The organism is Pedobacter sp. (assembly GCF_031119335.1).
Classification (GTDB): domain Bacteria; phylum Bacteroidota; class Bacteroidia; order Sphingobacteriales; family Sphingobacteriaceae; genus Pedobacter.
Window position 1 is genome coordinate 1 of the sequence record NZ_JAVHXT010000001.1, and the last position, 24,908, is coordinate 24,908.

Genomic DNA, 24,908 nt, shown 5'->3' on the forward strand with positions numbered 1-24,908 from the left:
TCATCAGTTCCTTAAAACTTTTCAAATAAACGTCTTTTGTTTCTGTAGCTGTCTCTATCCACAAATTTCAATTGCATGCCGAATATTTTGCAAAGCGATAGCATAGGGTTTTCAACTTCTTCACCTCTTACAAAAGCAGTAACTTTTAGTGTACGTTTTGCAGCGGCTGCTGCGGTAGCCAATAAATGGTTCGAGTAAGCCCCGCCAAATGTTACTAAGTGCTTTTTGTTTTTAGCAGCAGCATCTAGCAGGATGTATTTCAATTTACGCCATTTGTTACCAGATACAAAGGGATCAATCAAATCATCCCTCTTAACAGAAAAAGAATTATTGTTGTAAGTAATCTGATGTATTGGGCTGGGTAACTGCATAAAAAAAGCTTCTCCAAAGAGAAGCTTTTTTAAGCGTTGTTGAAAATTTTATTTTCCGATTCCTCAGCCTATACCAGCGTTTACGTAACCATATGTAGCTTGGGTATAAGATGTGTATAATCTGAAGAAACCCAAGTGTAGTTGGAAACCTGCAGAGGCTCTCATACCATTTACATCATCTCTTTTAATTTGAAAAGGATCTTTATGTACTTCTCCATCAAAATTATATGTTCCTAAAGCTCTAATATCTGTATTAGACTTGTTGTAACCTACACTAAAAAAGGGAGTGAATACCGACAGTCTTTTTGAAATAATGGCATCTGTACTAATGCCAGATAATTTAATATCGATATTTTGATTAGGATCTGGGTTAGTACCAACTTCTAAAGGAATATTCCATGTTAATTGCGTATAGCCAAAAGCCACCGCTAAATCAAATGGTAATAATTTTTCTTTTTTGCCAAGTATGATTGGTAAAAGTTCAACTTTGGCACCAACTCCAAATAGATTTACTTTACCAACATCATCAAGATCTATTGTAGGTACAAAACGGAATGAAACATCAATGTTTTTCGGCAAACCCACTGTAAGTTGTACTTGCGGAGATGGGATAATATTTAAACCAACTCCATCAGGCAAATTAAATTGTTTGGAAGGATCTACTGTGTTACCGACTTGCATCTTAGTGCCATCAGTTTTAGGACCAGCAATTGTAGGGCTAATCGGATTAGAGCCAGCAACGGGACTCATACTAGTTAGACCTAATTTGCCAACATCAAAGTTTTTGTCTTTATTGGGAACGAAAGCGCCCGTACCAGTTATGCGCAAATCGAAACGTAAAGTTCCCTTCGCTTTTGCCGACGTATACCATCCAGAATTTAAGCCCAGACCAAAACCGGTAGTTGCAGGTAAGAGATAGGCACCAGCCAATTTACCGGCATCTTGTGGGCTTCCTCTAAAAACGTCGCCAACTTCATCTTGTGCCACTAAACTTAACGGCATAAAAAAAGCGCTAAGTAACACCATGTTCCTCAACGCCCTAAATTTATTTTCCATGTTTATTTGTTTGATTATCAGACACGAAAATATATCTTTCTAATCAAATAAGGAAAAAAATTAATTACAATCCTAAAGTTCTCGGAGAAGTTTTTCATACACACATCATTAATTCGTCAACTACACTACAACAAATAAGCCAAATTGTTTTTTAGGAATATCATTTTTGATGAATTACTTTTGCAACATGGAAAATTTCGCAATAGGGCAAGAAGAAGAGGAACAAGATTTATTTGAACATTTTAATATTGTCGTAGATAAAGGACAGTCTTTGTTGCGAATTGACAAGTTTTTGATGCACCGTATAGAAAATGCGTCACGCAATAGAATACAAAATGCCATTGATGCTGGAAATGTGCTGGTTAATAAACAACAGATTAAAGCTAGCTATAAGGTAAAGCCTTTCGACGAAATATCGATAGTTTATGCACAGCCCCCACGCGATACAGAAGTTTATCCAGAAGATATTCCAATTGATATTGTTTACGAAGACGATGATTTGTTGGTGGTAAACAAACCAGCCGGAATGGTTGTGCATCCTGGTTTTAATAACTATACTGGAACTTTGGTAAATGCACTAGCGTTTCATTTTGAGCAATTACCAACACTACCAGGAAATGATGGCCGCCCCGGTTTGGTGCATCGTATAGATAAAGATACATCTGGACTGCTACTCATCAGCAAAAACGAAATCACCATGACTAAATTGGCGAAACAGTTTTTTGACCACAGCATTACCCGTAAATATCTAGCTTTGGCTTGGGGCGATATCGAAAGCGATGGACGAATAGAAGGTTACATCGGGCGAAGCCTAAAAAATAGGATTATCCAAGATGTGTACGACGATGAGGAAAAGGGCAAATGGTCGGTAACCAATTACAAAGTTTTAGAACGCTTAAACTACGTAACTTTGGTGAGTTGCCAATTAGAAACGGGCCGTACGCACCAAATAAGGGCACACATGAAACACATAGGTCATCCACTTTTTAGTGATGCAACTTACGGTGGCGATAAGATTTTAAAAGGAACTACGTTCTCTAAGTACAAGCAATTTGTGGCCAATTGTTTCGAGTTGATGCCCCGTCAGGCATTACATGCGCAAACATTGGGATTTATTCACCCAACAACACAACAGTATATGGAATTCGAGGCGCCAATGCCGGCAGATTTTGAAGCAGTTTTAAATAAATGGCGTAACTATATCGCATAAATGTCGCAATACATATTATTTAACGACCAGTTTTTTACTAGCGATACGGCTATTTTACAAGCTGCCAACCGAGCTTTTAAGTTTGGCGATGGCTTTTTCGAGTCTATGCGGATGTGTAGTGGTAAGTTGAAATTTCCAGAGCTACACGCCGATAGGATTAGAGCTACAATGAAGGCCTTAAAAATGGACGGCTACAACCTGCTAGACGACTATTTCTTAAAGCAGAAGACAGCCGAATTAGCACGTAAAAATAAAATTAGTGGCAATGCTCGTTTTCGTTTAACCATTTATAGGCAGGGCGAAGGACTTTACACACCCGAAACCAACAAAGTTGGCTATCTACTAGAAGTTAAACCTCTGGAAACGGCTAGCTACGAACTGAATAAAAAAGGAATTATTGTAGATGTTTACGATGAAATAGCCAAGCCTATAAACAAACTTTCCAACTATAAAACTACTAATTCCCTACCTTTTGTAATGGCTGCAATCTACCAAAAACAACATCGCTTAGACGAGGTTTTACTATTAAACCAAAATGGTTTTTTGTGCGAAAGTACCAGTTCAAACCTTTTTGTAGTTTATCAAAACCAGATTTATACACCAGCACTTTCCGAAGGTTGCGTTAGTGGTGTAATGCGTAACGTGGTTATGCAGCTAGCTAAACAACATCAATTGCCTTTAATCGAAGCACAAATTAATCCGCAAATATTAAACGAAGCCGAAGAAGTTTTCCTAACCAATGCCATTGGTGGTGTGAGATGGGTGATGGGCTACGGTCGTAAGCGGTATTTTAATGAAGTAGCAAGGGCGTTTAGCGGCTGGTTAAATCAGTCTATCTAGCCAATTCGTCATTGCAAGTAATAGTTTATCCCGATTATTTCTATCGTGTGGACACATCTCGTTCCTCCCCCTTGAATCCCCCTCGGAGAGGGGGACACACTGTGCCTAAGCATTTGCATATCCCCCTCTCCGAGAGCCTGTCCCGACTATTCGGGAGGGCAGGGGGAGGAAAACAACATTTTCCAATATTTGTGTCCACACGATAGGATTATTCGGGAAAGTAATCTTTAAGAAAGGTTTAGATTTTTTGAAAAACAATGTCTTGAGTTCGTCGCTAACAACAGTCCTTCTTTCCGCTTCTGCCGATGAAAATCGGCATCCGCTGCAATAAGGTTTAATTAACTCAGTTTGGTAGTTCTTCGGCAAAATCGCCATTCATCCTCCATCGAACGGAAAATAATCCAATCAAAACTTGTTGCAGCAATTAAAATATCCTCCATCGGAAAATCATAAAGCTGCGGAGCGTAAGCAATAATATCCTTCAGTTTTAATTTTACAATTGGTGTGTAGTACAAATACATCAAGTAAACTTCTTGGTTTAAGCTCAATCCCAGTTGTTGTGCAAAATCAGTTATAATTTCCTCCGCTTTATCCGAAATCAAATAAGGTAAGATATCGCTAGGCATAAATCTTAGCGGATAGGTAGAAGGATAAATATCGTAAAGTATACCGGAAATACTTTTTTCCTCGTCGGTATTTAGATTTTTAGTGTCGAAATTATAAGTGTTAAAAGGTGCTTTTGCTAAGGCCTTTTCCCAAAAAATAATTTCCTCTTCTGCGACGTTTGCCAATTGTACGAGCTCATAGTCAATATTGCAAGATAAGATAGTTTCATAAATTTCCAGCCAATTTAATAAATGCCTGTCTATAAAATCATCAACCCTAATACGCAACTGTATTTGATGTTTTTTCGCTGCTAAAGCACCTTTTTGATTTTCGTTCATTTAGGTTTCAATTAACCAGTTAACCAGTTCATCAATTAACCCAACCTCACGCCCCTTAAAAACTCATCAACCTGCATACGCTTTTTGCCTTCTAATTGTATCTCTAATAGTTTAATGTAGCCATTGTTGGTAGCAAATTTTAAGAAAGTCTTACCATCTGTTTCGAAATTTCCAGCTTCTATAGTTGGCACTACATTTTCCTTTTCAACCTTAAAAACCTTTAACGTTTTTTCATTTAAAAAAGTGAAAGCAGTAGGGTAAGGGCTTAAACCTCTAATGTGATTGTAAACTGTTTGATTGTCCTGCTTCCAGTTAATTTCGCAGAAGTTTTTAAAGATTTTCGGAGCAGCTTTTAGTTCGGTATCCATTGGTTGCGGCACTTCTTTGTAATTGCCTTCTTCTATAGATTTAACCGTTTTTACAATCAGCTCTGCCCCAATATTCATTAACTTGTCGTGAAGTGTACCCGCAGTATCGTCTTCTGTAATTGGAGTACTTGCAGATAAAATCACATCGCCAGTATCAATTTCTTGCTTTAAAAAGAAAGTAGTTACACCACTTTCTTTCTCTCCGTTGATAATGGCATGGTTAATAGGTGCAGCACCTCTATATTGAGGCAATAAAGAACCATGTAGATTAATGGTGCCTTTTGCTGGCATGTTCCAAACAATCTCTGGTAGCATTCTAAAAGCAACTACCACTTGTAAATCTGCATTTAGCAATTTTAGTTCGCTGATAAATTCAGGGTCTTTCAGTTTTAAAGGCTGTAAAACCTTCAAGCCATTTTCTACAGCATATTTTTTTACGGCACTTTCATTTAACTTCTGTCCTCTGCCAGCAGGCTTATCTGCTGCAGTAACTACACCCACAATATCAAAACCCGCATTTTTCAGTGCATTTAACGAAGCTACTGCGAAATCGGGCGTACCCATAAAAACTATTTTCATGTATTTAATAAATTTACTCCCTAGCCCCTAAAGGGGAAATAGGATTTATTGTTTTCAAACTTTGGTCAGTCCCCTTTAGGGGATTTAGGGGTTAAAACTTCATCGCCCTATCCAACTCACGTTTGCCATCTCTTTCTTTGATGCTATCACGTTTGTCAAATTCCTTTTTACCTTGTCCTAGTGCAATTTCAATTTTTGCAAAACCTCTCTCGTTAATAAAAATACGAAGCGGAACAATGGTGAAACCTTTCTCTTCGCCTTTAATCCTAATTTTCCTTAACTCTTTTTTTTGCAAAAGTAAAACGCGGTCTCGCTTAATATCATGATGATAAAATGAGCTGTGACTATATTCTGAAATATGAAGATTTCTTACATAAAGGCTACCCCCAATAAAAGTGCAAAAAGCATCGGTTATGTTGGCTTTTCCTTGTCTTATCGATTTTATTTCTGTGCCAAGCAGAGCAATTCCGGCTACATATTTATCTAAAATATGGTAATCAAAATATGCTCGCTTATTCTTTATCTGTATATCGTTAGGCATGGTGCAAAGATAGGTTAATTGCTTAATTGTTTAATTGTAGAATTGCTGAAAAATACAGGATGTGGTAAAATACCAAAGATATTCTCATTCGTCCAGAAGTTGTATCGCGTTTTAATAACATGTTTTAATGTTTTATTGCGGCTAAAAATAGATTTTATTTTTTATAAATATATTTTTAGATTTGTCTAAATTTATATTTTTGTAAAGCTAATTAAATGAAGAAGATTTTACTTGCAGTTGCCTTTTGTTTGTTGTTAACTAATGTTTTAGCTCAAGATTTTATCCTAAAAGGAAAAGTAGAGAGCAACGGAGTTGTTGTTCCAAAAGCTAGTTTACGTTTGATAGAACTGCAACGCTCTACACAAACAGATATCGATGGAGAATTTGGGTTCGTAGCGTTAAAAGCAGGTAAATATCAAATCAGAATTACGGCTATAGGTTACCAATCACAAGTAAATAAGATTGACATTTCTTCGGATACTGTGCTGGCTTTCAATTTGATTGAGCAGAAGGAAGATTTGCGTGAGGTAGTAATTACGGGAACACAGAAGGAGGTTAATCGTTTGGAAAGCCCTGTTCCGGTAGAGATTTACACGGCTAAATTCTTCCAGAAAAATCCAACACCAAGTATTTTCGATGCATTGCAAAATATCAACGGTGTTCGCCCTCAACTCAATTGCAATATCTGTAATACTGGAGATATCCACATCAATGGCTTGGAAGGCCCATATACAATGGTAATGATTGACGGAATGCCCATTGTGAGTAGCCTATCTACGGTTTACGGGCTGTCTGGAATTCCGAATTCCCTAGTAGAAAGGGTAGAAGTGGTTAAAGGTCCAGCGTCTTCATTGTATGGTAGCGAGGCTGTTGGTGGTTTAATCAATATCATTACTAAAGATGTAAGTAAAGCACCTTCTTTAAGTGCCGATTTTATGACTACAAGTTATTTAGAGCATAATCTTGATTTAGGTTTCAAAGCGAAAATCCACCCCAAAGTGAATGTGCTGACCGGTTTGAATTATTTTAAATATGGAAACAAAGTGGACTATAACCACGATAATTTTACTGATGTCACCTTGCAGGACCGCATTTCTGTTTTTCAAAAATGGAATTTTAGCAGAAAGGAAAATCGTTTGTTTTCATTAGCCGGTAGGTTTTTATATGAAGATAGATGGGGCGGAGAGATGAATTGGAGCAAGCAATTCAGAGGTGGCGACGAAGTTTATGGTGAAAGTATTTATACCAAACGTTTCGAAGTTTTAGGAAACTACCAGTTACCAATTAAGGAAAAGATGTTCTTTGCTTTTTCATTAACGAACCATAATCAGGATAGTAGATATGGAACGACATCTTACATTGCTCAACAAAATATTGCTTTCTCGCAGCTCACTTGGGATAAGAAAATTAATAACCACGATTTACTATTTGGTGCGGCCTTTCGTTATACGTTTTATGATGATAATACTCCTGCAACCTTCTCACAACCAGAAAATACTTACTTGCCAGGTTTGTTTGTACAAGATGAAATTAAGCTAGCTCAAAAGCACTCGGTGTTGTTGGGCATGCGCTATGATTACAATTCTAACCACGGCAATATCTTTACACCACGCTTTGCTTATAAAATCAATTTCGATGAAATGAGTATTTTAAGGTTAAATGCTGGAACTGGTTTTAGGGTGGTGAATATTTTTACAGAAGACCACGCTGCGCTAACAGGAGCAAGGGATGTAATTATTAAAAACGATTTGAAGCCCGAGAAAACCTATAATGTGAATTTGAATTACTTAAAGAAACTTTATGCTGACAACGGTAATATATTCACGTTTGATGTGTCTGCTTTTTATACGCATTTTACTAACCGCATTGTGGCAGATTACGAAACCAATACCAACCAGATTATATACGATAATTTAGACGGTTATGCAGTAAGCAAAGGCTTAACTGGAAATTTAGATGTCAGCTTAAATTTTGGGCTGAAATTGAATGCTGGTATCACTTTGCAAGATGTTGGTTTGGTAGAAGATAATGTTAAAACTCAGCAAATATTAACGGAGAAGTGGATGGGAACTTGGTCGGTTTCTTACCTCATTAACAAGCTAAATTTGGGAATTGACTACACTGGTAATATTTACGGACCAATGCGCTTGCCTTTGTTGAACGAATTTGACCCACGCCAACCCAACTCGCCGGTTTGGAGTTTACAGAATATCCAGTTTACTTATCGTGGGTTTAAAAATTTGGAAGTTTATGGTGGCGTTAAAAACATACTGAACTTTAAACCAACTAGAAATAATCCTTTTATTATTGCCAGAGCGAACGACCCTTTTGATAGAGAACCTGGAAGTTTTAATCCTGTAACTGGCGAACCTGTAGTAAACCCTGCAACCAATCCTTATGGTTTAACCTTTGACCCAAGTTATGTATATGCACCAAACCAAGGAATTAGAGGTTTCTTTGGGTTGAGGTATAATTTGAGGTAGGGTTTTAATTGTGGATTCCAAAAAGTGAGTTTTAAAGTATTCTATTCTCTATTAATTAATTGTCAGCACATTATTAATCCTTTTCAATATACTTTTTTAGTTGTTGTAAGTATTTTCTTAGGTCGTCTTTTGCTTTCCATGAAATTAGAAAAATTGGTAAGCTAATACCTGTGGCAAATTTTACAATGTTTTTGTCAAATTCAAGTTTGTAAGTTATTTCTGTAGTAAGGTCGGGTAAGGAATTTGTTATTCTTTCGCTTTTTAAGTAAAATTTTTCGCTTTGTAGTGTTTCAAAAATTGCAATTTTGTTTTTGTTAAACTGAGTGCATTTCATTTCCAATAGATTGTTTGGAGCTTTTTTAGATAAGTATGAGTACTCGGCCGCTGTTACACCTAACTGAAGCTCGCCATCCAATGTACTTTTATTTATTTCTGTACGCCACAGATGGTCATTGCTTGGGTTAGCGTAAAAATTGAATACACCTTCTACATCTTTATTGATTAAGATTGTGCCTGAAATCCTTATCAGTTTTCTATGCGTTGTGATGTTTGTTGCCGTCATTGAGTGTCAGTATTCTTGCTATTTTGAGAGTTGACTTAACTTGAGTTTAAAAATGATGCTAATCTAGAAAAATAAATTAAATTTTGTTGATTGTACCTTGTTTTGATGCCAACCTAATATTTCTACGTGTTTTTATTATTAATAAAATGCCAATACATACGGAGTACGTAAAGACACCATTTCATTGATGAACGGTACACTTAAAAAATGTATTCCACTTTTAATCTGAAATGAAATCGACTATCAGATGTATTTAAAACTGGTATAAAATCTTTAAATATTCGAATGGTTTTTAAGTAAGAATTACAAATCCACCGATAAGAATTTTGGAATTACAATTTCCGAAGATTGGATATAATTTTAGATAAGGGAAGGCTATATCAAGGCTTATCTCTTCCAATGAAGCGATTTTTACCTAGCAAGAAGCCAATTGCTTTTTCAATATTTTCATCAATACTTTTTTCAGATTTTAGAAAGGAGATATATTTGATGATTTCTTTCTGTTTGGATGGGGTTAAATTTTCGAATACTTCTTTAGCAGTTGGATTTTCGTTTAGTGCTCTTACCAGTTTTGGGTGAGGAGTTAAAGTTCGGTCTGTGGTGTCGATTTGAATTTCAACACTAATTTCTTCTCCAACTCGTTTTGGAGAGTTTTTTAGCATGGTGGTGTTGATATATAAACGCCATTCGCCTTGATATTTGATTAATGTTTGAATGTACTGTTTCGCGTTGATTTTACCGCAGACAGGGATATGACCTTTATCTTTTCCGTAAGCTGAAAAAAGCTGTATCAATATCTCATTCGGAATAAATACAAAAGGGTTTATGCCGATGATTTCCAAAAAAGCTTTGAAAGAATGTGTCAATTTTCTGATTTGAGTAGTGCAAAAAATAGTATTTACAAAATAAATATAGTTTATTGCTCAATAAGATATTCTAACATCTGCATATCTTTTAATAGGATGCCATTTTCTATGATAGGTAGCTTATAGTTTTCTATAAAAAAGTTCTTTCTAATACCGCATTTAACGAAGCCGTTCTTTTCATAGAAATTAATTTGTAAATGACTAATATCAGGTGTTCCCACTATAATCCTTTTAAAGAAAGTTTCTTTTGTTATGGCTTTTATGTTTGAAAGCAATAGACTGCCAATCCCCTGACCTTGCAAATTGTTGTCTACTGCAATATTTTTAATTTCTATTTCGTGTTCGTCAACTTTCAATAATGCGAAAACGGCAATTAACAAGCCATCTTTTTTTAGAACAAATACGTCACATTTGTAGATGTATTTTTCTATTGCCTCAACAGTTTCATCGGCAAGCAATAACAGTTGAAAAGGGATTTCATCGTGGGCTTGTAATTTTCTTAATCCTTCCATTTTACCTTACAATCAATACAGGAATATCCACTTTGTGTCTTACAGAATCTACAGTGGTACCAAATATCAAATCTTTTAGACCTTTGTGACCATGAGCACCCATTACCAAAAGTTCCAGTTCATTTGAGTTACTGATATCGGCAATGGCTTTTGCAGTACCTCCGAAGCCAATATGTGGTGTAGCTTGATAACCTAATTCTGCTAAATTTTCTTGGTATTTTTTCAGATTGTCAATATCCGATTGGGTCTCATGGTCCATTGCAGTTTTACCGTGATAACGGGCAGCTGCGGTTTCTACCACATGGATTAAGTAGTAGTGTGCATCTTTTCCGCCTTGTATCAAAGCGTGTCGAATGGTTTTTCTATCGTTTTCAGAAAAATCTACTGTGATGCCAATGCGTTCGTAATTGATTTTTTCGACGTTTCCAATTGCCAAAGCATCGCCATGCGGCACATTGCCAATACGCTGTTTTTTACCAACAAAAGGATAGATGAAAATATACGCTAGTAATAAAGCTACAAGAACAGCCACTGGTAGTACAATGACATAGATATACCAAGCGTCTGAAGAGGCCATCCAACCGTCAATTTCTTCTATAACGAGTTTAATATTCAATGCAACAATAACCGCAGCACTTAACCAAGCCAATATTTTTACCCAAGGTTTAATGGCAAACTCCTTCATCTCTTTTTTATCAGAGTTAAGGTGGATTAGAGGGATTACAGCAAAGCCTAACTGTAAACTCAATACTACTTGACTTAGAATTAATAATCCGCCCAAAGCATCATCACCAAAATAAAGGATAGTGAAAAATGCAGGAACAATGGCGAGCAAACGTGTGATTAATCTTCTTAACCAAGGTTGTATCCTTAAGTTTAAGTGACCTTCCATTACAATTTGTCCCGCAAGTGTACCTGTAACGGTAGAACTTTGTCCTGCAGCAATTAATGCAATAGCAAATAGGGCAGGAGCCACATTTCCGAAAATATTGGTCAGTAGTTCGTGAGCATCTTGTATTTCGGCAACTTCGTGAAAACCGTTTTTGTAGAACGCTGCTGCGGCTAAAATTAAGATGGCTGCGTTAACGAAAAATGCCAAATTAAGAGCAACTGCGGTATCAATAAAATTGAATTTAATGGCTTCCTTAATTCCTTTACTATCTCGTTCAAATTTTCGGGTTTGCACTAGAGAAGAGTGTAAGTACAGATTGTGTGGCATTACCGTTGCACCAATAATACCAATGGCAATGTAAAGTGCTTCTCCGCTAAGCATTGAAGGTTCAAAACCTTTGGCTATTTCCTTTAATGATGGTTCTACAATGAACATCTCTACCAGAAAAGAAAGCCCCACGATAAACACCATAGAAACAATAAAAGCTTCCATTTTGCGCATGCCTTTGTTGAGCAAGAAAAGCAATAGTACGGTATCGAAAATGGTAATGGAAATACCCCAAATGAGCGGTAAACCGAAAAGTAGGTTTAAACCGATGGCCATACCTATGATTTCAGCCAAATCGCAGGCGATGATAGCTGTTTGTGCCAACACAAATAATGGGAAATTAACCCATTTCGGATAAGTGTTTCTTGATGCTTGTGCTAAATCTAATCCTCTAACAATACCCAAACGAGCACTTAAAGATTGCAAAAGCAGTGCAATTAAATTAGACATTAGCAGCACCCAAATAAGCTGATAGCCGAATTTACTACCTCCAGCAATGTCTGTAGCCCAGTTTCCAGGGTCCATGTAGCCAACGCTTACTAAATATGCAGGTCCTAAAAAAGCCAATATCCTGCGCCAACCTTTCCTCTGGTTGGTAGCTACGCTCTGGTGTACTTCGCTTAAGGATTGCTTCTCTGCCATTAGTTTTTGGTGATTAAAATATGTTTGGCTACTTCTCTACTGATATTCGTTTTTTGTTGTTCTACAAAAAGTTCTACAGAACCATCAAACTCTAAAACTTCAATAATTTCTATACGTTTGCCTAAGGTTAAACCTAGTTTTTCTAAATGTTTAAGGAAAGAAGACGAGTGTTCGCTCACTCCTGTGATGGTTCCCTTATCTCCAGAATTGAGTTTGCTTAATTTAACAAAAGCAAGTTCTGCGAAATTGCCATGTTTGTCGGGAATTGGATCGCCGTGTGGGTCAACCTTTGGGAAATCTAAAAACTCATCCAGTCGCTCAATTAACAAGTTAGATTGAATGTGTTCCAGTTCTTCGGCTACTTCATGCACTTCATCCCATTTAAAGTTGAGTTTATCTACCAAAAAAACCTCCCATAAGCGGTGTTTTCTAACAATGTTGATGGCAGTGAGCTTACCTTTTTCCGTTAAAGTAACTCCTTGATACTTCACGTAATTTACCAACTCTTTTTCCGAAAGCTTCTTAATCATGTCGGTTACCGACGCTGCTTTGGTTTGTATACGCTCTGCAATGGCATTGGTTTGTACCGGATGATTAGCCTCCGACAAATGGTAAATTACTTTAAGATAGTTCTCTTCGGTATAAGATTGCATTTTAGGCTTTCTAATTTATTGTTTAGACAAATCTAAAAATTTTAATATAAAATATTCGCTAAATTTTTACATTAATTTTAGAATAAAATTTTGTGAGTTAGCCTTTCTGTTATACCTTTGGGCAATTCAAATAAAAAGGTATGGCATTAGAATTAGACAAAATCGATTTCAAAATCTTAAAGTTATTACAAGAAAATGGTAGAATTACCAATCTACTGCTTTCGCAAGAAATAGGTTTGTCGCCAGCGCCAACTTTAGAGCGTGTTCGTAAGCTGGAAATGTCTGGCTATATTAAAAGCTACCACGCTTTGGTTGATGAAGAAAAATTAGGTTTGGGTATCAAAACCTTTATTCAAATTCAGCTAGATTTCCATAAAAACAATACCATCCAAATCTTTTTAGATGAAGTAAACCAAATCAAAGAGGTAACCGAATGCCATCATGTAACTGGTCAGGCAGATTTCTTATTGAAGGTTTATGTAAGCGATATCAAATCGTACGAGCGTTTAATTATGGATAAAATCAGTAAGATTTCTGTAGTGAAAACTTTCCAGACGATGATGATTATGTCTACGACAAAGAAAGAACCGATTGTGCCATTGGAGTATTAAACCCCTAAATCCCCTAAAGGGGACTTCTGCATATTCGCCAACTTTGGCAATTCCCCCTTTAGGGGGTTAGGGGGTCCAATCAATCTCTTCTTTTCCTTCTTTTTTGAGGATTTCGTTGGTCTTAGAAAAAGGCTTCGAACCGAAGAAGCCGTTATAGGCAGAAAACGGCGATGGATGTGCAGAGCTAATGATAAAATGTTTGCCTTTGTCTATCAATGCTTCCTTTTGTTTAGCGTAGTTGCCCCACAAAATAAATACTATGCCGTTCCTTTTTGCAGATAATTCTGTAATTACTTTATCGGTAAACTGTTCCCATCCTCTTTTTTGATGCGAACCAGCGGTATGTGCCCTAACGGTTAACGTTGCGTTTAATAACAGCACTCCTTGGTCTGCCCAAGCAGTTAGTTCGCCGTGGTTAGGTGTTTTGAAATCGGGAAATTCATCCGCCAGTTCTTTATAGATATTTTTTAGCGAAGGAGGCGGAACGATACCTTTTTGTACGGAGAAAGACAAACCATGTGCTTGTCCGATGTTGTGATAAGGGTCTTGCCCCAAAATCACGACCTTAACCTTTTCGAAAGGTGTGTGCTTAAACGCATTGAAAATATCAGAACCTTTTGGGAAAACTGTAAAACCAGCTTGTTTCTCTTCTTGAAGAAAGTTTTTTAACGCCTTCATGTAAGGCTGTTCAAACTCGCCCTCCAATACTTTAAGCCAACCTGGTTCTAAATCTACAGCCATTGTTATATTGTTTTTACTTCGATTTTTTTACAGTCAGGATGTCAATTAAATCTAGCTCTAAGCTTTTTTTAGGATTTTCGATGATACGACCTAATTCTTTTCCTTTTTTATCAAATACAATAAACGTAGGTACACGTTGAATGTCAAGTCCATCAATTAAACCATTTTCTGCTTTTTTTGCGCCATCTACAGCAATAAAAGTAACATCAGTTTCTTTTACTTTAGCGGCATCAACTACTTTTAAGAAGTTTGGTACTTGATATTTACTATCTCCACACCATGTACCCAGCACAACTTTAATTTTCTTGCCTTTAATCAATTTTTCCAGTTGAGGTACAGATGCAGAATCTACTTTGTAATTTTCATAGTTGGCATCGTAGCTAGCTTTAAATTCTGGGAATTCTACCAAACCCTCTCTTGAGCACTCGTTTAACATGATTTGCTTATGTTTTATCTGGTCTTCTAATTTTTTATTGATTTCTTGGGCATTCGCAGAAACGAAAAATAACCCTAGTATAATGGTAAATGCGTATTTCATGGCTATCTAATTTTTGCTGAAATTATAAATTAAATCGCTATTTTCTGCTATATAAAACCGATATTTGCAGAAATATTGAAAAACTATGTCAAATTTAGTACGCCTAATTATAGGCTTTGCTTTACTTGGTGCAGCAGTTGCACTTTTTATCTTCGGTTATTGGGGTTGGGGTATTCCAACAGTATTCATTAGCATTTTTGTTTTCGTTACTTATTTCTATAATGAAAATATGCTGATTGCACAATGGTATTTGCGTAAGGATAATATGCCTAAAGCAGAAGCTTTTTTGGCGAGAATTACCAACTACGAGAAACAATTAAACAAAATGCAATTTGGTTATTATAATCTATTATTAGGTTTAATGGAGTCTAGAAAAGCACCAATGAAATCTGAAAAATATTTCAAAGCAGCTTTAAACTTAGGTTTGCATATGGACCATAATGTTGCTTTAGCAAAATTGAGTTTAGCAGGTATTGCTATGGGAAAACGCAATAAACGCGAAGCTCAAATGTATTTAACAGAAGCTAAAAAGGCAGATAAGAACAAATTGTTGGCTGACCAGATTAAGCAAATGAAAGACCAGCTGGGTATGTTAGATAAGCAACAACAAGTGCGCTACGGACACAGATAGAAGAGAATTAAAATTTAAAAAAAGAGCTAATGCCGATAAGGAATTAGCTCTTTTTATTTGTCGCATAAACGGTCAAAATTTTCTTCGTAAGCAGCATCTGTTCTGCTCAACAAATCATCATCATCTTCCATTCTTTTTTTACTGAAGAACAACTCTTCGGCCTGGATGCGTTTAATCAACTGACGAATTAGCGATAAGTCAAAAGTGTCTTTGCTTAACTTGATGCAATATTCGTTTTCCGTAATTTCGATACTTGAACTATTCATAAGTTTTATTTTTCTCCTAAATTATAGAAGCTAGCTCAAAAAGACGGAAAGTAAGCTTTAACAATTTGTTATCTTTTTGTTAATTGCTAAAATCAAACGTTTGCGCTGTTTTAACTTCGAAAGGAGATGCTAAAAGTTATATTTTTGGTTTATCGCTACTGTATGAAATTATTACGAAACCAAATAGAAATAGCTTAATCAACACCACAAATGACCAACCTTATCCATGCCAAATCAAACAAATGGACTGTCCTTTTAGTCGCAATTTTGATGCTCGGCAATTTTCAAGCGATTAGCGCAAAATTACCTATTGCTAAAAATCAAGATGTTATAAAATCTGCTAAAAAAATAAACGAAACCACAGTAGAGCTTATATATGCTGATGGAAAGAAGATGCTCGTTGATTTCTATGGTGAAAATATCTTCAGATTATTTCAAGATAACGCTGGTGGCGAAATGAGAGCTCCACAGGCTAAACCCGAAGCACAGATATTGGTAAATAACCCAAGAAAACCTCTAAGTAAATTGGCTATTAGTGATGTTGCAAATCAGATAGTTATTTCTTCGGGAACTACTACTATACAAATTGATAAACAAAGCCAGTTGTTTAAAGTCATTAACCAAAATACTAAGGCAACGGTATTGGAGTTCGCAAAGCCTGTCTTGTTCGAAAAAGATAAGGTGAGCTTGACGTTAAAAGAAAACACCAACGAATACTTCTACGGCGGTGGTGTACAAAATGGCCGATTTTCGCATAAAGGGAAAAGCATTGCTATAGAAAACCAAAATAGCTGGACGGACGGCGGAGTAGCTTCTCCAACACCATTTTATTGGTCTACCGCTGGCTACGGGATGATGTGGTATACCTTCAAAAAAGGTAGATACGATTTCGGTGCAAAAGATAAAGGGGAAGTGAAATTATATCACGAAGCAGATTATCTAGATGTGTTTTTTATGGTCGGCGATGGTGCTGTTCCTCTGCTGAATAGTTTTTATCAATTAACTGGAAATCCTGTATTAATGCCAAAATTTGGCTTTTACCAAGGACATTTGAATGCTTACAACAGAGATTATTGGGCTATAGACGAGAAAGGGATTTTATTTGAAGACGGTAAACGTTACAAAGAAAGTCAAAAAGATAACGGTGGAATTAAAGAAACGTTAAACGGAGAAAAAAACAATTATCAGTTTTCGGCAAGAGGAGTAATAGACCGCTATAAAAAACACGACATGCCTTTGGGCTGGATATTGCCAAACGATGGTTACGGAGCTGGTTATGGCCAAACATCAACCTTGGATAGCAATATGGCTAATTTAAAGAACTTCGGCGATTACGCTCGTAAAAATGGCGTAGAAATTGGTTTATGGACACAATCAGATTTACATCCAAAAGCTGGAATTTCTCCTTTGCTACAACGTGATATTGTTAAAGAAGTAAAAGACGCGGGTGTTCGTGTTTTAAAAACGGATGTGGCTTGGGTTGGCGCAGGTTATTCATTTGGTTTAAATGGCGTAGCCGATGTTGGGCAGATTATGCCAAAATATGGTAATGATGCTCGTCCGTTTATTATTTCGTTAGATGGTTGGGCAGGAACGCAGCGTTACGCAGGTATCTGGTCGGGCGACCAAACCGGTGGACAATGGGAGTACATTCGTTTCCATATTCCAACTTATTTAGGCTCCGGTTTATCGGGGCAGCCGAATATTTCATCAGATATGGACGGCATTTTTGGAGGTAAGAACGTTGCTGTAAATGTGCGTGATTTTCAATGGAAAACATTTACACCAATGCAGTTGAATATGGATGGTTGGGGAAGTAACGAAAAATATCCTCACGCATTGGGCGAACCTGCAGCATCTATTAATCGCAACTATTTGAAATTAAAATCGGAGTTGATGCCTTATGCTTACAGCATCGCAAATGAAGCTGTAACTGGCTTGCCAATGATTAGGGCAATGTTCCTGGAATATCCAAATGCTTATACCAACGGAACAGCTACGCAATATCAGTTTTTGTACGGGCCAAGTCTTTTAGTGGCGCCAATTTATCAGGCAACAAAAATAGATGAAAAGGGTAACGATATCCGTAATGGTATTTATTTGCCAGAGGGTACTTGGATAGATTATTTCACGGGAGAGAAATATGAAGGAAATCGTATCATCAATAACTTTGAAACACCGATTTGGAAATTGCCAGTGTTTGTGAAAGCAGGTGCTATTATTCCGTTAAGCAATCCATCAAACAATCCGAAAGAAATCAATAAAAAACTGCGTATTTTAGAGTTTTATCCGGCAGGTAAAACAAGCTTTACTTTATATGATGATGATGGTACAACTGAAGCTTATAAAGGCAAAAAAGGAACTCATACTTTAATTGAAAGTAAGTTAGACAAGCAAGTAGCAGTTTTAGCCATTAAGCCAACCAAAGGTAGTTTCGAAGGTTTTGAGAAGATGCAATCTACAGAGTTGAAGATAAACGCCACCGCTAAACCGAAAAGCATCACTGTTAAAATAGGAACTAAAACGGTTGCGCTGAAAGAAGTGACATCTTACAATGCTTGGCTAAAAACCAGCAATGCTTATTTTTATGATGCAGCACCAAACCTAAATAAACACAGCACTAAGGGTAGTGACTTTGAAAACGTAGCGATCACTAAAAGCCCGCAGGTTTTGGTAAAACTTGATGCTGTTGATGTAACAAAAACTGATGTTACAGTTACGGTAAACGGTTATATTTACAATCCAGTTAATCGTTATTTAGCTTCAAGCGGTAAATTATCTGCTCCATTAGCAAAGGTTAATATCGAAAATGCAACAGCTTACACCTTAAAACCGACTTGGGATAAAAAGGCAAATGCCGATTATTACGAGATTAAGTTCGATGGTATGCTTTATTCTACCATTAAGGAAAGCGAATTGCTATTTGAAGGCTTAAAGCCAGAAACAGATTATCAATTTCAAATTAGAGCAGTAAATAAAGATGGTAAATCGGAATGGTCGACCTTTGCTGCTACCACTAAAAACGACCCATTAGAATTTGCAATTAAAGGTATTGTGGCTGAAACATCTGCTCCTAACCAAGGTGGTGAAGGTATCAACAAACTCTTCAATTTTGATGAAAGTGATATGTGGCATACCAAATGGGGCACTAAAGCAGTTCCGTTTGATATGTTGATTGATTTGAAGACCGTAAATCAGTTAGAGAAAATTCAATATTTGCCACGTCAGGGTGGGGGGAATGGCAATATACTAGAAGGAACCATTGCTTACAGCAGCGATAAGCTGAACTGGTCGAAAGCTAAACCTTTTACATGGGCTAGAAACGATAAACCAAAAAATATTGCTTTTGCAGAAAAACCATCGGTTCGCTACATCAAAATTGTGGTAACAAAAGCTACTGGCGATTTCGGTTCGGGCAGGGAATTGTATGTTTTCAAAGTAGAAGGCACAGAAAGCTATTTGCAAGGCGATATCAATAATGATAAAGTGTTGGATAGAAATGACCTTACTTCGTACATGAACTATACAGGTTTGCGCAAAGGCGATGGGGATTTTGAAGGTTATATCAGCAATGGGGATATCAATAAAAACGGATTGATTGACGCTTATGATATTTCGGTAGTCGCTACACAAATTGAAGGAAAAGCTAAAATCAACAAAGAAGAAAAAATTGCAGGAAAGCTGGTTTTAAGTGCGAATAAACAAAGCTATAATAAAGGCGAAACTATTGAGATACAAGTTAAAGGAGATGGCTTATCAGCAGTTAATGCTTTGAGCTTTGCTTTGCCTTACGATGCGGAGGATTATGAATTTGTAAATATACAAGCTGCAAATGTGGGTAAGATGGAGAACTTAACTTACGATAGATTGCATACGGATAGGAGTAAAGTGCTTTATCCAACGTTTGTGAATGTAGGCAATCAAGCAACGTTGAGTGGTTCGCAAATACTATTTACGATAAAGCTAAAAGCAAAACGCAATGTGAAGTTCGGATTGAAAGCTAACGAAGGTTTGTTGGTAGATAAGGCTTTGAACGTAGTACAATTTTAAAATTTTAGGTTTGAATATAGATTGCCCTTGTGTTTGGATAAGCACAAGGGTTTTTTTTATAACATCCTTTAGTACCTCGCAATTGCGATGACGACAAGAGGCATTACCCTTCTAGCTCCATAATCTCGGCAGCCAATTCTTCCCAAGTATTTTGAGCTGCATCTAACAAAGCTTTCTCAGACAAATATTTCTTATTAGCCTCATCCAGCTTTTGCTGATTGCTAAAAACTTCTTCTTTTGCTAGCTCAGCTTCGCAATTTTTAACACTCTGCTCAAACACCGCAATCTCATCTTCTGTACGCTTTAATTTTTCGTTCAGTTTTTTTAATTGTTGCTGTACGTTTGCGGTAACAGGCTCTTTAACCACAGGTTTCTTTTCCTCTGGTTTCACCGGAATTGCTTTTGGAACAGGTTTAATTCTTTTCGAATCCCATTCTTCAAACTCAGCGTAAGTTCCAGGATACTCCTTAATTTTATCTTCTTCGATGAACCAAATCTTGTTCGCCACATTATCTAGGAAATACCTATCGTGGGAAACAGAAATAAACGTTCCTTCGTATTGTTGTAAAGCCTGTATTAAAATATTCACCGATTGGATATCCAAGTGGTTGGTAGGCTCATCCAGAATTAAGAAATTACTGTCTGTAGTTAACGATTTTGCCAGTGCCACCCTCGACTTCTCACCTCCAGATAATACCTTTATTTTCTTGAAAACATCATCGCCGGTAAATAAGAAACAGCCCAAAATACCACGTAATTCGGTATCCGTATGTTTAGGTGCAAAAGCTTGTAGTTCCTCTAAAATAGCATTGTCTAAGTGCAGTGACTCCAACTGGTGCTGCGCAAAGAAAGTGGTCGTTACATTATGGCCAATTTCGCACTTGCCCTCAAATTTCTCGGTGCCAGCAATGATACGCAGTAAAGTAGATTTACCTTTACCATTGGCGCCAATCAAAGCAATTTTGTCACCTTTTTCAATTACAGCTTCGGCATTTTTTAAAATCTCGATGTTCGGGTAGCTCTTAGAAATGTTTTCCAAACGCACTACGTGTCGACCAGATGGTTTCGAGAATTTAAAAGCAAAATTTACCGTAGGATTGTCGTCATCAACATCATCCACACGCTCCATTCTATCTAAAGCTTTCATACGAGATTGTGCCATTTTAGCCTTACTCGCTTTTGCCTTGAAACGTTCAATTAAACGCTCTTCCTGCTTAATTTTCGCTTGCTGGTTTTTAAACTCACCGCGTTGTATCTCAGATCTCAATTCTTTTTCTTCCAGATAGAAAGTATAATTTCCAGCGTAAGAAGTTAGTTTTCCTTTACGGCTCTCTACCGTTCTGTTAATGATTTTGTCTAAGAAATACCTATCATGAGAAACAATCACAATAGCGCCTTCAAAACTGGCTAAATAGGTCTCTAGCCACTTAATAGACGGCAAATCCATGTGGTTGGTAGGCTCATCTAGTAGCAAAATATCGGGGTCTTGCAAAAGAATTTTTGCTAACATTACCCTCATTCGCCAACCGCCAGAAAAGGTGTTTAAAGGTCTTTTTTGGTCTTCAGAACTAAAACCTAAACCAGCCAGAATTTCGTTAGCACGGTACTCAATGTTATAGCCATCCAAAGCCTCAAATTGCTCTTGCTTTTGGGCTAACTTGTTTAAAACATCTTCACTATAATCAGTTTCTATAACCTTTAAAAGTTCCTCAATTTCTTCGTGTAGCTTGTTTTGGCGGTCAAAAGCTTCCATTGCTACCTGCAAAATCGGGTTGTGGCTATCGTACGAAAGCAAATCTTGGTTCAAATAACCAATACGTAAATCTTTGGCCATCGAAATACTGCCCGATGAAGGTGCGTATTCGCCAACAATTATTTTCAGCAAGGTCGACTTTCCAGTTCCGTTCGCACCAATCAATCCAGCTCTGTCGCCCGGCTTAATATGCCAATCGGCTTCGTCGTATAAGGCCCTAGAGCCAATTAAAAAACTAAGGTTATTAATAGAAATCATTGTGGCGCAAAGATAGCAATAGATTTACGATATACGATTTTAGATTAGGTAATTGCCTAATATTTAGAAAAGCATTGACTGTAGTTCTGTTAAATATCAGTCCCGCTTTTAGATTCTAATCTTTTTGTTGGATACTGTTATTCTTGTCGAAGTATTTTAAAAGGAAAACATGCTTCTATAGGTATGACAAGTTAATTATCGGAAAGTATAACCACTGTCATCAGGTTTAGTCAACAAAATGCTGCGCTAAAATTAAACTATGTCGGTTTTGCTCCTTGTTTGTAAGTGCTGTGCGTAGGTTTAAGTTAGATAAACCCAATAGTAGCGGCAGCCCCGAGAGAGCGTGGGGAGAGTTTTTGAGAGCGTTTGCAAACGAGGGACTACAGCGGATAGTGGGGCAACAGCAGCGATGAAACTCATTAGAACATTTTCAAAAAACAACACTAAATGTGCTTTTTACACGCCGAGGTTTTTCAACTTTACAATCTTCCAACAATAAAACAATCTAGCAATTCAACAATTCATTTATCTTTGCCGACTATGGTAAATTTCAATCGCTTTACACTGGCCAACGGGTTAAAAGTTTTGGTTCACGAAGACAAGACTACGCCAATGGCTGTTTTAAATATACTTTATGATGTTGGTGCAAGGGACGAAGAGGAGGGAAGAACGGGTTTTGCGCATTTATTTGAGCATTTAATGTTCGGAGGTTCTATTAATATTCCAAGTTATGATGAGCCTCTGCAACGAGTAGGTGGAGAAAACAATGCCTTTACTAGCAACGATATCACTAATTATTACATCACTTTGCCTGCAGCAAATATTGAAACTGCTTTTTGGTTAGAAAGTGATAGGATGTTAAGCTTGGCTTTCTCTGAAAAGAGTTTGGAAACGCAACGTAATGTGGTTTGCGAAGAGTTTAAGCAACGTTATTTAAACCAACCTTATGGCGATGTTTGGTTAAAGTTACGTCCGTTGGCTTACGAGAAACATCCTTACCGTTGGGCAACTATTGGGCAAGATTTAGCACAGATAGAAAATGCAAAAATGGAAGATGTGAAAGCGTTTTTCAAGAAACATTACAATCCGCAGAATGCCATTTTAGTGGTTGGAGGAAATGTAGATACGGAAGAAGTAAAAGCCTTGGCAGAGAAATGGTTTGAGCCAATTCCATCGGGAGAAAAATACCTGAGAGATTTACCAAAAGAACCGGTGCAAGCAACAGCAAGAACTTTAACAGTAAACGCCGATGTGCCTCTAAACGCAATTTATGTTACGTTTAAAATGCCTGCCAGATTGGATCACAATTACCAAGTTTTCGATTTAATGTCTGATATTTTATCTCAAGGACAGTCTTCGCGTTTGTTCAATAGCTTGTTGAAAGAGCAGCAATTGTTTAGTGAAATTAACGCTTATATCACTAGCAGTTTAGACGAAGGTTTATTTATTGTAGACGGTAAATTGGTAGAAGGCGTTACGATGGAGCAAGCAGAAAATGCCATTTGGGCTGAGCTTCAAAAGATTGCTTCTACGCCAGTTAGCGAAGACGAATTGACGAAAGTGAAGAACAAATCGGAATCGATTATGGTGTTTTCTGAAATGAACTTGCTGGACAAAGCCATGAATTTAGCTTATTATGAGCTACTTGGTGATGCTGATTTGTTGAATGTAGAAATTAACAAGTACTTGAGCATTAAGCCAGAGCAAATTCAACAAGTGGCGCAAGAAACGTTTAAGAAAGAAAAATCATCAACCTTATATTATTTAGCTAATGCTTAACAGAACAATTGCGCCTGCTTTTAGACAGGTAAATGATATCAATTTTATTAAGCCAACAGCGAATAATTTGGCTAACGGCATACCTGTTTATACCATTAATGCTGGCGAAACAGAATTGGTACGCATTGAGTTTATTTTTGAAAATGTAAACTGGGATGTGCGCCAACCCTTGCAAGCAGTAGCTGCAAATGGTTTAATTAATAGTGGTACAAAGACTTTAACTGCCATGCAAATTGCAGAAAAGGTAGATTATTATGGTGCCTTTTTGCAGACCGAATACGGTGCAGATCATACCACTATTACACTTTATACACTTACTAAACATTTGCCATCGGTGTTGCCAATTTTATGGTCGGTATTAAATGAAAGTATTTTTCCGCAGCATGAGCTGGATATTTACAAGCAGAACCAAAAGCAGAAACTACAGGTAAGCTTGCAAAAGAACGATTACCTAGCTCGTAAAACCTTTGCACACGCTATTTTCGGGAATACGGCTTATGGTTCGGATATCAACGCTGCAGATTACGACCAGTTACAACAGCAAGATTTGTTGGTTTATTATAAGGCAGCTTTTCAACCAGTTAATTGTACCATCATCGTTGCGGGTAAATTTGTGGCTCAAGATTTTGATGTGCTAAACAATGTTTTTGGTGGTGCTTGGGAAAATAACGCTGCGGTAGCAAAAAACGATTTTCAGTTTGTAGCAGATGGTGGCAAAGATATTTATATCGAAAAACCAGAAGCCTTACAGTCGGCCATTAGAATGGGTAATTTGAGTATTAATCGTACGCATGAGGATTTTCCGGCATTGCAAATTTTGAACTGTGTATTTGGAGGATATTTTGGTTCTCGCTTAATGGCGAACATTCGTGAAGACAAAGGTTATACTTACGGCATTGGCTCTGGTATTGCTTCTTTAAAACAAGCCGGTTACTTCTTTTTAGCTACAGAAGTTGGCGCCGATGTTTGCGGCAGTGCGCTAACAGAAATTGAAAAGGAAATCAACATTCTGAGAACAGATTTGATAGCTGATGAAGAACTGGATTTAGTTCGTAATTATATGTTAGGCTCGCTTTTGGGTAGCTTAGAGAATGCCTTTTCTCACGCCGATAAATTCAAGAACATTCATTTCGCTGGGTTAGGTTATGATTATTACGATAACTACATCCACACGGTGAAAAACATAACAGCCGAGCACCTAAAGGTTATTGCTAACCAGTATTTAGATTGGAACGCGATGACTAGGGTAGTGGTTGGGAAGAAGTAGTAAAACTGTCGTCATTGCGAGGTACGAAGCAATCTCATAATTATTGTTGTACAATTAATTTGTCGCTTTAAGATTGCTTCGTGCATCGCAATGACGCATTGAGCTCAAGTTTTTTTAAGGTTTTGGTAATTATAAAAAATCCCATATAAATTTATCTGGGATTTTTTA

Annotated in this window: 22 protein-coding genes; 8 read left to right on the forward strand and 14 right to left on the reverse strand. The window is 37.1% G+C overall.

Features of this window, described 5'->3' with window-relative positions; genetic code table 11:
• Positions 1–11: 11 nt before the first annotated feature.
• Together REI64_RS00005 and REI64_RS00010 are read right to left on the reverse strand one after the other, a co-directional pair.
• Entirely contained in the window at positions 12–371 is a 360-nt protein-coding gene (locus tag REI64_RS00005) for a pyridoxal-phosphate dependent enzyme (RefSeq protein ID WP_375141983.1), read from the reverse strand.
• A gap of 63 nt (positions 372–434) precedes the next feature.
• Complete coding sequence (locus REI64_RS00010) at positions 435–1,427, reverse strand: DUF6588 family protein (RefSeq protein ID WP_308848023.1); 993 nt, start codon at positions 1,425–1,427, stop codon at positions 435–437.
• A 187-nt stretch (positions 1,428–1,614) separates the two neighbouring features.
• On the opposite strand from REI64_RS00010, the gene REI64_RS00015 reads away from it, so the two are divergent.
• Together REI64_RS00015 and REI64_RS00020 are read left to right on the forward strand one after the other, a co-directional pair.
• Complete coding sequence (locus REI64_RS00015) at positions 1,615–2,637, forward strand: RluA family pseudouridine synthase (RefSeq protein WP_308848024.1); 1,023 nt, start codon at positions 1,615–1,617, stop codon at positions 2,635–2,637.
• Complete coding sequence (locus tag REI64_RS00020; RefSeq protein WP_308848025.1) at positions 2,638–3,477, forward strand: aminotransferase class IV; 840 nt, start codon at positions 2,638–2,640, stop codon at positions 3,475–3,477.
• Positions 3,478–3,815: 338 nt separating this feature from the next.
• Here the strand turns inward: REI64_RS00020 and REI64_RS00025 are convergent, their stop codons facing one another.
• The 3 genes from REI64_RS00025 to smpB form a co-directional block, all read right to left on the reverse strand.
• On the reverse strand, positions 3,816–4,421 hold the full coding sequence (locus REI64_RS00025; protein WP_308848026.1) for a hypothetical protein: 606 nt from the start codon (positions 4,419–4,421) through the stop codon (positions 3,816–3,818).
• Positions 4,422–4,456: 35 nt separating this feature from the next.
• Positions 4,457–5,368 carry a methionyl-tRNA formyltransferase gene (fmt, locus tag REI64_RS00030; protein ID WP_308848027.1) on the reverse strand — a complete coding sequence of 304 codons (912 nt, stop codon included), beginning with the start codon at positions 5,366–5,368 and terminating at the stop codon, positions 4,457–4,459.
• 91 nt (positions 5,369–5,459) lie between these two features.
• The gene (gene smpB, locus REI64_RS00035) at positions 5,460–5,909 is read right to left on the reverse strand and encodes an SsrA-binding protein SmpB (RefSeq protein WP_308848028.1); all 450 of its coding nucleotides are present in this window, start codon (positions 5,907–5,909) and stop codon (positions 5,460–5,462) included.
• Between the two features lie 215 nt (positions 5,910–6,124).
• On the opposite strand from smpB, the gene REI64_RS00040 reads away from it, so the two are divergent.
• Positions 6,125–8,392: a TonB-dependent receptor gene (locus tag REI64_RS00040; RefSeq protein WP_308848029.1), complete on the forward strand. Its 2,268-nt coding sequence runs from the start codon at positions 6,125–6,127 to the stop codon at positions 8,390–8,392.
• Between the two features lie 73 nt (positions 8,393–8,465).
• On the opposite strand, the gene REI64_RS00045 is transcribed toward REI64_RS00040, so the two are convergent.
• The 5 genes from REI64_RS00045 to REI64_RS00065 form a co-directional block, all read right to left on the reverse strand.
• Entirely contained in the window at positions 8,466–8,954 is a 489-nt protein-coding gene (locus REI64_RS00045; RefSeq protein WP_308848030.1) for a hypothetical protein, read from the reverse strand.
• A gap of 380 nt (positions 8,955–9,334) precedes the next feature.
• Positions 9,335–9,820, reverse strand: coding sequence for a YdeI/OmpD-associated family protein (locus REI64_RS00050; protein WP_308848031.1), 486 nt, complete (start codon positions 9,818–9,820; stop codon positions 9,335–9,337).
• A 50-nt stretch (positions 9,821–9,870) separates the two neighbouring features.
• Positions 9,871–10,332, reverse strand: coding sequence for a GNAT family N-acetyltransferase (locus tag REI64_RS00055; RefSeq protein WP_308848032.1), 462 nt, complete (start codon positions 10,330–10,332; stop codon positions 9,871–9,873).
• A gap of 1 nt (position 10,333) precedes the next feature.
• Positions 10,334–12,193 carry an Nramp family divalent metal transporter gene (locus REI64_RS00060; protein ID WP_308848033.1) on the reverse strand — a complete coding sequence of 620 codons (1,860 nt, stop codon included), beginning with the start codon at positions 12,191–12,193 and terminating at the stop codon, positions 10,334–10,336.
• Positions 12,193–12,846: a metal-dependent transcriptional regulator gene (locus tag REI64_RS00065; RefSeq protein WP_308848034.1), complete on the reverse strand. Its 654-nt coding sequence runs from the start codon at positions 12,844–12,846 to the stop codon at positions 12,193–12,195. The genes REI64_RS00060 and REI64_RS00065 overlap by 1 nt, the downstream gene beginning before the upstream one ends.
• 140 nt (positions 12,847–12,986) lie before the next feature.
• Between REI64_RS00065 and REI64_RS00070 the strand changes: the two genes are divergently transcribed.
• Positions 12,987–13,457: an Lrp/AsnC family transcriptional regulator gene (locus tag REI64_RS00070; RefSeq protein WP_097127375.1), complete on the forward strand. Its 471-nt coding sequence runs from the start codon at positions 12,987–12,989 to the stop codon at positions 13,455–13,457.
• 66 nt (positions 13,458–13,523) lie between these two features.
• On the opposite strand, the gene ung is transcribed toward REI64_RS00070, so the two are convergent.
• Both ung and REI64_RS00080 read right to left on the reverse strand, forming a co-directional pair.
• Positions 13,524–14,198, reverse strand: coding sequence for a uracil-DNA glycosylase (ung, locus tag REI64_RS00075; RefSeq protein ID WP_308848035.1), 675 nt, complete (start codon positions 14,196–14,198; stop codon positions 13,524–13,526).
• Positions 14,199–14,211: 13 nt separating this feature from the next.
• Positions 14,212–14,736 (reverse strand): thioredoxin family protein, encoded by a 525-nt coding sequence (locus tag REI64_RS00080; RefSeq protein ID WP_308848036.1) that lies wholly within the window; start codon positions 14,734–14,736, stop codon positions 14,212–14,214.
• Between the two features lie 85 nt (positions 14,737–14,821).
• Between REI64_RS00080 and REI64_RS00085 the strand changes: the two genes are divergently transcribed.
• Entirely contained in the window at positions 14,822–15,367 is a 546-nt protein-coding gene (locus REI64_RS00085; protein WP_308848037.1) for a DUF2892 domain-containing protein, read from the forward strand.
• 53 nt (positions 15,368–15,420) lie between these two features.
• Here the strand turns inward: REI64_RS00085 and REI64_RS00090 are convergent, their stop codons facing one another.
• Positions 15,421–15,633, reverse strand: coding sequence for a hypothetical protein (locus REI64_RS00090; protein WP_308848038.1), 213 nt, complete (start codon positions 15,631–15,633; stop codon positions 15,421–15,423).
• A 210-nt stretch (positions 15,634–15,843) separates the two neighbouring features.
• Between REI64_RS00090 and REI64_RS00095 the strand changes: the two genes are divergently transcribed.
• Positions 15,844–19,683 carry a TIM-barrel domain-containing protein gene (locus REI64_RS00095; protein WP_308848039.1) on the forward strand — a complete coding sequence of 1,280 codons (3,840 nt, stop codon included), beginning with the start codon at positions 15,844–15,846 and terminating at the stop codon, positions 19,681–19,683.
• Positions 19,684–19,786: 103 nt separating this feature from the next.
• Here REI64_RS00095 and REI64_RS00100 read toward each other — a convergent pair whose 3' ends face one another.
• Positions 19,787–21,694 (reverse strand): ABC-F family ATP-binding cassette domain-containing protein, encoded by a 1,908-nt coding sequence (locus REI64_RS00100; protein WP_308848040.1) that lies wholly within the window; start codon positions 21,692–21,694, stop codon positions 19,787–19,789.
• A gap of 540 nt (positions 21,695–22,234) precedes the next feature.
• Here REI64_RS00100 and REI64_RS00105 point away from each other — a divergent pair.
• Together REI64_RS00105 and REI64_RS00110 are read left to right on the forward strand one after the other, a co-directional pair.
• Complete coding sequence (locus REI64_RS00105) at positions 22,235–23,473, forward strand: pitrilysin family protein (RefSeq protein ID WP_308848041.1); 1,239 nt, start codon at positions 22,235–22,237, stop codon at positions 23,471–23,473.
• On the forward strand, positions 23,466–24,740 hold the full coding sequence (locus REI64_RS00110; RefSeq protein ID WP_308848042.1) for a pitrilysin family protein: 1,275 nt from the start codon (positions 23,466–23,468) through the stop codon (positions 24,738–24,740). The genes REI64_RS00105 and REI64_RS00110 overlap by 8 nt, the downstream gene beginning before the upstream one ends.
• Positions 24,741–24,908: the final 168 nt, after the last annotated feature.